Raw genomic sequence first — 7,924 nt, 5'->3', positions numbered from 1 at the left:
CGGTGCGTGTTCATTGCTGCGATATTGTGGTTAATAATCATTGTGGTATTTCCTCCCTGAAAATAAATTAGTTCCACATCCATGTGGTAAACGCCGCGACATTAAGGTCGGCCGCCCTGCCGAAGCAGCGTCTAAATTATATATCGACAGAGAGAGAGCAACTGTTTATAGCAAATTGGAATATTTTTATTTTTTTTTGAGTTCTGTATTTCGTAGACGTTCCATAAAGGCTTCAATATTGGTTGCAAGCGGGGTTGCAGATTCCCGATTAGCCTCTAAGATGGATGAATATATTTCCTTACGGAAGATATCAATATGCTTGGGTGCAGAGATCCCGATTCGTACTGTATCACCCTCTACTGCTAGCACAGTTACCTCAATATGATCCTCTATGACGATGGACTCGCCTTTTTTACGTGATAATACCAGCATTTACACTCCACCTTTCACTGATTTGGCATCGTCTTCTGCCCAGATCAGATGGCGTGTATCGTAAGAAGACTGATGGAGCACGATTTGTTTCCCTATATGTTGCTCGGGGTTAAGAACTAAGGGTGCAAGCAGGTTCATTGTTGATTTATTCGCCTGTGAATGAATGGTGACCATAGAGTACACGGATACTTGCTCTATAATCTCCAATTCTTCCTTATCTACCTCTCCCAATTCGAAATTATAATCCGGTACGAAAGTAAACGGATTTACCAAGAGGAATGCCAATCCCGGCTCCCTTGCAGATTGTAAATAACTGAAAGGCGTATCCTCCCAAGGAATCAATGCAAATTCAGTCTCTTCATCGAAGCCAGGTAAACCTTTCGGGAATTGATATACCTCTTCGTCCTGAACCTCTACTTCTCCCCACATGCTTGTATGAATCTTAATCATAAACGCCTCCTTGGCGATAGTTTCTTTGATGCAAAAAAAGCTATAGCAGGCATACGAATGACCGTCTATAGCTTTCATTATAGCTTATAACTCCAGATCTATAGCAGGTGGAGTGAATTGTATAGAAGCATACTGCTTAACATAAATGTCTAACTTGCCACGCTGATACTCAATCTCAGGTTTATTTACGGTGACGTTCATCTCAGAGACAGCCGCTTCGAAACGAACACTTGGTGCACGCGTCTCAATGCGTATATCCACGTTATCCATAGAGGCGGGCGTTCTTGTTTCGGGGAAGGGCTTGGACTTCCAATTGGTCCCTATAATATTCGAAATCGTATTGCCTGGTTTGTGTATAGCCGCCAGCTCATTCCCTTGCTGAACACGCTCAGCCATATTCTCCAGAAATAATTTCTCGATCCCTGAGTATATGCGAGCATTCATATCAATCATGTTGCCGCCAGTATAGGCAGAGATTGCTCTGCTCTGATCAACTTCGAATCGGATCGGATGACTCTCCACAGTCAGTGTAGACGGACGTGTCTTCATCTGAACATCTGCCTTCGGTTGGCGAATAGATTGCTGGCCCAGATCAGCATCAATATGCAAAACAGAAGGAGTTGTGCGGATTTGTAGGATGGGGAGAGTTTTCAAAAGATCACCCTTCCTATTTATCTCAGGAAATCAACTAAGCTCTGAGATATAATTTTAGAACCAGCGGACAGCGAAGCATTATAAATATTCTCTTGGATTTTAGACTTTATGGACAATTCTGCGAAATCCGCATCCTCAACCTTGGATTGCAAATCAGTTAAGTTAACCTCTAGATCACTTAATCTTCCTTGCATAAGATCAACCCTGTTGGTTTTAGCCCCAACATCTGCACGAATAGCTAGCATTTTGTCTGTGCGACTGTCAATTGTATCAAGCTGATTAGACAGTTCTTCCAAATTCCCATCTGTAAGTGCTTGACTGATTGTATTGAATACTACAAATAGATTGTCTGTGTCGGTTGAATTCCCAAAAAACTCATTACCAGTTACGTTAATCGGCATTTGTATGCTCTCACCAACAATGAAATTAATCTTGCCAGGGTCGGTTATCACTGCCGCTGCATTGGTTGTATCAAATGAACCATCACCGCTTGTAGGAAAGTCATAAGGTTTTTGATCATAAGTTTCGCCATTGAAAATGTATTTCCCGTTCAGTTTACTGTTTGCAATATCAACGAGTTGTGCCTTAAGTTGCTTTACCTCTTTATTAATACTATCCAGTGCAGCTTGTGGGTTGGTTCCAGTCCCTGCCTGCACCGTTAGTTCCCTTAAACGTTCAACTACACTGCCCGCCTGATCCATTACCGTATCATTAAAATCTAACCATGAAATCGTGCTATCCACATTCTTTTGATACTGCTCATTGGAAGACAGTTCTGCACGATAACGAAGGGAGTATGTAATCCCTACCGGATCGTCAGACGGTTTATTGATTTTACGGCCTGTTGCCAGTTGAGTTTGTGTATTGTTCATCTGCTGTGCATTCCGGTTCAAGTTAAGAACCAACTGTGAGCTAAGCATATTATTCGTAATTCTCATCGTATTCTATCTCAGTCCCCTCTTAATTATCTGCCGACTGTACCGGTGGAATTAATCAATTTATCAAGCAGCTGATCGTAGGTAGTCATAAAACGTGCAGAGGCGCTGTAAGCATGTTGGAATTTGATCATGTTCGCCATCTCTTCATCCAATGAAACACCACTAACCGATTGGCGGCGAGTATCTACTTGTTCTACAAGAAACTCCGAATTAGATGTCTGACGTGCCGCTTCCTGAGATTGGACCCCGAGTTGTCCCACAATGGCACTGAACTGAGCACCAACCGTTGCATTACGCAAACCATCAGCTGATTTCATCGGCGTATCTTTAAGATTGGCAAGCAGATTCGCCAGTGTATTATTCCCCTTGATTACGGTCTCTGCTCCTGAGGCATCAGTAGTAGTTCTTAGAGATGTTGCGATCTTATTCGGATCCGCCAGAATCGCGGCGTTCAATGAGATATTGCCAGCTGTAATTGCAGTTCCACCATCAGAGGATGTGAAGAATGGTACTCCAGGAGAAGTCGATCCATCCATGCTATATCCAAGTTGATGTAGACCATTCAAACCTTTTACCGTAACGGTCAGATCAGCTGACAGTGTACGTGCAGCGCCTGTGTATGTCACCCCACCCAGAACAGTATTGTCTGGCAGGACTGAGCCTGCTGGTAAGGTAATCTGAATCTCTCCGTTGGCAAGCGTATTGGCTAGGTCATCCATTTGTTTCTTATAGTCACTGACTAATGTATCTCTCGACTTAATCATCCCGTGAACTTCACCATTCGTGAGATTACCCGCAGCATAAGCAGTATTAAGAAAAGCCGAATCTACCGTTGCTTGTACTGCCCCACCTGTAACCAGAGCTTGTCCATTCATCTGGATCTGGTAGCCCTGGGGAGAATCTGTGACAGTAATATTCATAATCTTGGATAATTTGTCTGCCATCAGATCACGTTGGTCACGAAGATCATTGGCGTTATCACCAAGAGACTCTACTTTAACTATAGCGCTATTAAGGTTGGCAATGTTACCAAGATACCCTTGAATTTCACTGCCTTTCACTTCAATATTGTTATCCAAATCCTGACTCAGTGCATCCAGTTGGCGGCTGATCTGATTCATCGCATCTGTCAGAGCCAGTGTCGTCTCTTTTACGATTCGACGAGCAGTAACATCCTCCGGATTTTTACTCAGATCTGACCAGGATTTATAGAAGTTATCCATTACGGTCCGAAATCCGGTGTCAGATGGTTCATTCACAATGGCTTCAAGTTTCTCAAGTGTATCCCGTTGAATAGACCAACTTCCAAAGTTGTTGTTTTCATTACGGAACTGGTCATCGAGAAACTTCTCACGGACACGGGTAATGGAATCAAACTCCACCCCTGTTCCGAGTTGTCCTGGTGTTGTACTGTGCAAAAATGCAAACGGCTCCATAGGAATAGATGCCTGCATGTTTACCTTTTGCCGGGAGTACCCTTCGGTGTTGGCATTGGCCACATTGTGACCAGTTGTGCTAAGAGCTGTCGTCTGTGTGAACAAACTGCGTTTAGCCGTTTCGATTGAATGAAAAGTAGATGTCACCTTGTTTCCCCCTAATTAATCAGGCACGTGTATCAAAAAGACCGATTCGCCCTGGATTACCGTTCTTATCAGCAGGATGCTGATACGTGGCATCCTGTTCCGGCCGAGAAGCAAATATGTCCATTGAGAGATCAATAAACATCAATGACTGCTCGATCAGTTTTTGATTCAATTGATTAATTTCTTTCAACTCCTGCAATGTTCCCGCGAGCTTCTTCTGGACTTCAAGCAATCGCTGTTTGTCAGCTGGATCAAAAATAAGCTTGGAGATCTCTGTGATATTCAGGTTCAACATAGATTTGATCCCACGCTCCTGAAGTAATTCATGAACTGCGCTCAGTCGTTCACTTTCGAGCGGCTCCTGCTGTTTCATAAACTTGGATTCCTTATTCATCAGAGAAATGAGTTGGTCCACATCATTTTTGACAATGACCTGCCTCTTAATCTCGCTGAGTGCCAGCATGTCTCGGTGGTTTTGTTCCATTTGCTGCAAAACTGCAATTAATCTGTCCAGCGCTGCCATTGCATAATCACCTATTCCTTATCAAAAGACTTAAAATACGGCAGTAACTTGTCAGCAAGTTTACTGCTGTCCACTTGGTAAGTTCCTGAACTCACCTGTTCTTTTAGTTCCTGTATCCGCTGTATACGTCCTGCATCCTGTGTACGACCTTGTTCCTCAAGCATCTTCATCGCCTCCGGAGAAATGGATACTTCGTCCTTACGGCGGCTCTTTTTGGCATCAGCCTGCTGATTGGATTCAACGTTCCTCTGATATGAATTGATTGCACCAATTCTATTGGGTTCATTGATTTTCATACGAAATGCACTTCCTTCCACCTTAGGATTTTCACATTATCTTTATGTTCTCGAACGATTAGGATAATAAAAAAAACCGATAATCTTTAATAAGTTTATCGGTACGTTCCAAAACATTTGTTATAGCAAAACTTGTATTTAAGCCCTCATTCCTATGAATCGCGCAGTTTGTCGACAGCATTGTAGGTTCGCCCGCCTATATTGCCGTTATCCTTCTGACCTACTTCTCGAGCCGCTCCAGCCAAATCTTTCGTCAAACGATTCCGGCAGGAGTCGCACATATGACCTTCACGAATCAGGGTTGCGCATACTTCACAAGGATACATCATATTTGGGGCGTTTTCGATGGAAATCCGTCCCTCACGAATGAACTTGGTAATATTTTTAATTGAAACTTCTGTTGCATCAGATAGTTCCTGTATGTTAGTGCCTTTGTTTTTGCGTAGATATTCCACACAAGTCTGGTATTCCAGTTCAATTTCCTTGATACAATTCGAGCATACATCCCGAAAATTCAACGCATATAATTTGCCACAACGCGGACAATTACCCAGATTCATCGCTAAAACGCCCCTCTCAAACTTCCTCTTCCGAATGGATAATAACTATACATTACCTTATTTTCTCACATCAAGTCCATAGCCTCTTTGCGAATATAAAAGGGGTATAGGATGCATGTATGCGCAATCTTATGGATATTAAACAAGTTGTTTTTGCAGAATTACACATTAATCTTTCTCAACTGAAGAACTAATGAACATAAACCCAGATATGTTGTTATTCGAAAATCAGTAAAGTGATCACCAGTAATGGACACAGGCATCACGTTAAATATAATATGCATTTTCATATATCACTTATGGGTTCTTAAACTTAAGATCTGGCCAAAGTCAGCGTGTAAATCTCTATTGGAAGGTAAATAGAAGATCCAGCGCTTAAGATCACCTGTCCACAGGCATCCAAGGTGCTACCGGTTGTGTAGATATCATCAATTATCAGCAAGCGTAAGGGAGCAACTTGCCAACCTTGTGGGGTTGATCTGAAATGTGAAGACCCTTCCTCTCCATTAGAGAATGAATTAGCTGCCCGTGAATACACGTTCTTTTTCACGAATTGAGAGGTGCCATTATAGAGGTCATGCATCAAGTCCGTCCCACCCCGTTGCATTGCAAATGCGTCCTGCATGGTCTGAATACGCTCGCCACGTGTTTTGAAGCTTTGTTTGGTGGTGTTGATTCGACGCTGCAGCAAATCAACTACTGGTAGGCGGACGGCAGTGGCAAGTCCTGCTGCGAGCCGCTCGGCCTGGTTGAAGCCGCGCTCGGCAAGGCGTTCGTCGCTGACGGGGACATAGGTCACGGCGTCTGGCCGCCATCGCGGCTTATTGCTTTGGAGCAGCGACTGGCGGTTGCGCATCGTTGCTCCGGGATGAGCGTGCGTGTAGTACGCGTCTGAGCTGTGGTTGTTGTGTTGCGCGTTTATATGCACGGGCGCTAACGTGGCAGGTAAGTGGACGGGCGCGGGCAATGTTACGTGCCCGTTAGGTCGGTGAACGAGTGCGTTTGTTGACGCAATCGAACCGGGTGGATGTGAGCTGCCATCCACCTGGTATTGAGCAGGCGTGGCGGGATGAGCCACGGGGGCCAGGGTTTCTTTTGCCACAACAGGGTTGAGTTCTTCACTCATTGCTTGAAATGCTTGAATCATAAGAGCCGTTAACAGTGGCGCGTAGCGCTCGTAGCCTCTGAATTTGTACATCCCAATCCATTCCTTCATAAGAGCGTTATACTGGACGGCGCTGCGGTTGCATATGAAAGAACGGTTTTGCATGTGTGGGCGGACGCAGTCCGGGCAGCCGATCCCCCGACCACAACGCAGACAGCGAATGGAACGAATCCATGGAATTTGCTGCACACAACGCGGACAGATGCCGGGGTAGATCGGAGACAATATCGCTCGTGTACCACAAGTCAGACAAGTCGCTCCGGGTGGAGCGAGTAATCCATGCAGGCGATGGGTGAGTTGGTGTACGTGGTCAGTGATGCTGCTTAGCCAGTTCGACATTAGATTGTTGCCTCCCTTCGTATCTATGGGTGTGTTGGTGGGTGAAGGTAGCCTTTACGTTTTGCGATGGTGTTCATCTTTTGGATTTGTGCCACTGCTTTCACCTGGGAACGCGTACGACGGGATGATGCGAAGACGACTCTTCCTGCTGGATCATCCATAGATCGACCCGCTCTACCCGCCATCTGTACCAGAGATGCTTCGTCGAAGAGACCATTATCCGCATCCAAAATAAATACATCGCTACGCGGAATGGTGACGCCCCGCTCCAAGATAGTGGTGGTCACGAGCAGACGTATGGTCCGTTCACGAAACGCAATAACTTTGCTCGCGCGGCCCGGATCTTGGGATGACGTTCCTTCGATATGGATTTGTGGAAACATGCGACGCATGAGATTTACAAATGCCTCAATCTGAGCGATCCGCGTCACAAAAACAAATACCTGAGCTTCCCGTAGCAAGGAGGTTTGAATACTCTTTTTTAGTGTCGCAGGCAGCTCTCGCTTCCGAATACATTCGGCGACGGTGGGCATTTTCAACAACCGCGGCACGGGTAAAGGATAGCGGTGGAAGCGTACCGGAACTTTGGCGTGAGTGAGTTTCCCTTGCGCTGCTTCCCGCTGTAACCGGGCTGGTGGCGTAGCGGACAGATACACAAAATGGCCATCAGGCTTGCACGAGGACGCCGCTGCATGAGCGAGCATGGGATCATTATGGTAGGGAAATGCATCAAGCTCGTCGATAATGACCAGATCGAATGCCTGGTAAAAACGCATCAGCTGGTGCGTGGTCGCAAGTGTGAGCTGCGCGTCTTTCCAGCGCTCGGTGCTGCCTCCGTATAGCGTAGCGAGCGAGATGTCAGGGAACGCTTTCGCCAGACGAGGGGCAAGCTCCAGAACGACATCCCGGCGCGGCGTAGCAACAAGCGCACGTCCACCGCGCTCCAATATGTATTGGAGCAAAGGGAATATCATCTCGGTTTTA

10 protein-coding genes are annotated in these 7,924 nt (G+C 45.6%); all 10 read right to left on the bottom strand.

What is annotated here, in order from left to right; genetic code table 11:
* Window positions 1-186: 186 nt before the first annotated feature.
* A complete protein-coding gene (csrA, locus tag A6049_RS31820; protein WP_063568405.1) occupies window positions 187-432 on the bottom strand; it encodes a carbon storage regulator CsrA in 246 nt (81 codons plus the stop codon).
* Window positions 433-882, bottom strand: coding sequence for a flagellar assembly protein FliW (gene fliW, locus A6049_RS31815; protein ID WP_090951859.1), 450 nt, complete (start codon window positions 880-882; stop codon window positions 433-435).
* An 84-nt stretch (window positions 883-966) separates the two neighbouring features.
* Complete coding sequence (locus A6049_RS31810) at window positions 967-1,536, bottom strand: DUF6470 family protein (protein ID WP_063568404.1); 570 nt, start codon at window positions 1,534-1,536, stop codon at window positions 967-969.
* 17 nt (window positions 1,537-1,553) lie between these two features.
* Complete coding sequence (flgL, locus tag A6049_RS31805) at window positions 1,554-2,474, bottom strand: flagellar hook-associated protein FlgL (RefSeq protein WP_063568403.1); 921 nt, start codon at window positions 2,472-2,474, stop codon at window positions 1,554-1,556.
* A gap of 26 nt (window positions 2,475-2,500) precedes the next feature.
* Window positions 2,501-4,057, bottom strand: a complete 1,557-nt coding sequence (gene flgK / locus A6049_RS31800; protein WP_063568402.1) for a flagellar hook-associated protein FlgK — start codon at window positions 4,055-4,057, stop codon at window positions 2,501-2,503.
* Window positions 4,058-4,076: 19 nt separating this feature from the next.
* The gene (locus A6049_RS31795; protein ID WP_063568401.1) at window positions 4,077-4,580 is read right to left on the bottom strand and encodes a flagellar protein FlgN; all 504 of its coding nucleotides are present in this window, start codon (window positions 4,578-4,580) and stop codon (window positions 4,077-4,079) included.
* An 11-nt stretch (window positions 4,581-4,591) separates the two neighbouring features.
* Window positions 4,592-4,876 carry a flagellar biosynthesis anti-sigma factor FlgM gene (flgM, locus tag A6049_RS31790; RefSeq protein ID WP_063568400.1) on the bottom strand — a complete coding sequence of 95 codons (285 nt, stop codon included), beginning with the start codon at window positions 4,874-4,876 and terminating at the stop codon, window positions 4,592-4,594.
* 152 nt (window positions 4,877-5,028) lie between these two features.
* Window positions 5,029-5,436 (bottom strand): TIGR03826 family flagellar region protein, encoded by a 408-nt coding sequence (locus A6049_RS31785; RefSeq protein ID WP_063568399.1) that lies wholly within the window; start codon window positions 5,434-5,436, stop codon window positions 5,029-5,031.
* Window positions 5,437-5,749: 313 nt separating this feature from the next.
* Window positions 5,750-6,634, bottom strand: coding sequence for a ComF family protein (locus A6049_RS31780; protein WP_063568398.1), 885 nt, complete (start codon window positions 6,632-6,634; stop codon window positions 5,750-5,752).
* A gap of 329 nt (window positions 6,635-6,963) precedes the next feature.
* A partial coding sequence (locus tag A6049_RS31775) for a helicase-related protein (RefSeq protein WP_275078686.1) occupies window positions 6,964-7,924 on the bottom strand: 961 nt, incomplete at its 5' end.

The organism is Paenibacillus sp. O199, assembly GCF_001636635.1.
Lineage (GTDB): Bacteria > Bacillota > Bacilli > Paenibacillales > Paenibacillaceae > Paenibacillus > Paenibacillus marchantiae.
Note: the sequence above shows the minus strand (reverse complement) of the source record. Positions and strands in the feature narration are given on the sequence as shown.